The 1,795-nt window shown below is 67.5% G+C and carries 2 protein-coding genes; both read left to right on the forward strand.

Annotation, left to right across the window (positions count from 1 at the left end; translation table 11 throughout):
- On the forward strand, positions 1 to 1,523 hold a 1,523-nt coding region (locus VF497_RS12370), incomplete at its 5' end, for a Na+/H+ antiporter (protein ID WP_330889131.1).
- Positions 1,524 to 1,570: 47 nt separating this feature from the next.
- Positions 1,571 to 1,795 (forward strand): alcohol dehydrogenase catalytic domain-containing protein (locus VF497_RS12375; RefSeq protein WP_330889133.1); only part of this gene is annotated, 225 nt, incomplete at its 3' end.

The following is a 1,795-nucleotide window of genomic DNA, read 5'->3' on the forward strand; positions in this document are numbered from 1 at the left end:
ATTGGGCGGCACGGCGCATCGGCCTGCCGCCGGCCACGGCCTTGCTCGTCGGCGGCGTCGCGCTCGCGTTCGTGCCGAGCCTGCCGCCGCTGGCGCTCGATCCCGAACTGACGCTGGTGCTGTTCCTGCCGCCGCTGTTGATGGACGGCGCCTACTTCACCGCGTTCGGCCGCTTCCGCCGGCATCTGCCGGGCATCCTCTCGCTCGCGATCGGCGCCGTCGTGTTCACCACGTTCGCGGTGGGCGTCGTCACGCATTGGCTCGTGCCGAATCTGCCGTGGGCCGCCTGCTTCGCGCTCGGCGCGATCGTCTCGCCGCCCGACGCGGTGTCGGCGCGCGCGGTGCTCGAAGGAGTGAAGTTACCGCGGCGATTATCAGCACTCGTGGAAGGAGAAAGCCTGCTCAACGATGCGACCGGCCTCGTGCTGTTCCGCTTCGCCGTGGCGGCGACGATGAGCGGCCTGTTCGATGCCGGCGCGGCCGTGTCCAATTTCCTCTTCCTCGCGCTCGGCGGCGTCGCAATTGGCCTCGCCGTTGCCGCGGCGTGGATCTTCGTGGTCAAGCGCCTCGGCGAACAGACGCTGATCATCATGGCCAACACGCTCATGTGTTGGGTCGCGTATATCGCCGGCGAGTCGCTGCATGTTTCCGGCGTGATCGCCACGGTCGTCGCCGGGCTCGTGCTCGGCTGGTATCAGCATGTGATCCTGCCCGCGCGCGTGCGCCTGCGCGGCAGTTCGTTCTGGCGCACGATGGTGTTCGTGCTCGAAGCGCTCGTCTTTATCCTGATCGGCTTCTCGCTGCGCGGCGTGCTCGATCGTGTCGGTGGAATCGGAGCGGTCACAACGACGATGACGATTCCGATCCTCGGTGTCGTGCTCGCGATCGTCATCGCGCGCTTCGTCTGGGTGTTCGGTGTCGACGGCCTGCTTGCCCTGCTCCACGGCGCGGGATTGAAACGCGCGCGACCGCTCGGCGTGCGCCAGGCTACGGTATTGAGCTGGGCCGGCATGCGCGGCGTGGTCACACTCGCGGTCGCACTGACGCTGCCGGAGGCCATGCCGGGCCGCGACCTGATGCTCGTGACCGCGTTCGCCGTGATCTTCGCCACCGTCGTGATCCAGGGCACGAGCCTGGGCTGGCTGATCCGGCGCGTGCAGCCGGTCGATGCGGACCCGCCCGCAAAAATGAGCATGGCCGCATCCGAAGCCGCGATCGCGCGTGCGCGCAGTGCCGCGGTGGAGGCGAATGCCTACGCACCCGATGGAACACTGATCCATCCGCAGCTGCAGGCCGAGTATCGCAAGCGCGTCGAAATCACCGAACGCTACGCGGCGGACGTGGACGCGTTCATGGACCGTGTGCGCACGCACTTCGATGTCATCCTGATCAGCATTGCCGCGGGCCGCGCCGAGTTGATCCGCATCCATCGCGCGGGATTGATCGAGGATGAAGTACTGCACGAGCTCGAGCGCGATCTCGACGTCGAGGAGATGGGCGTCATCCTGCAGCGCGGCGAGTAGCGGCATACTATGTCGACCGGAACGAATCCTTTCGCGGGAGACCGACCATGCGCAGCGCCATCCACCACCAGTTCGGCGAACCAGCCGACGTGCTTGTCCTCGGCGATAGCCCGATGCCCGAGCCCGGCCCGGGCGAAGTGCGCATCCGCATGCGGCTCGCGCCGATCCACAACCACGACCTGTGGACGATCCGCGGCCAGTACGGCTACAAGCCGAGCCTGCCGGCGATCGGCGGCAGCGAGGGATTCGGTGTCATCGATGCGCTCGGCGCG

It is taken from the genome of Rudaea sp. (genome assembly GCF_036383415.1).
Lineage (GTDB): Bacteria > Pseudomonadota > Gammaproteobacteria > Xanthomonadales > Rhodanobacteraceae > Rudaea.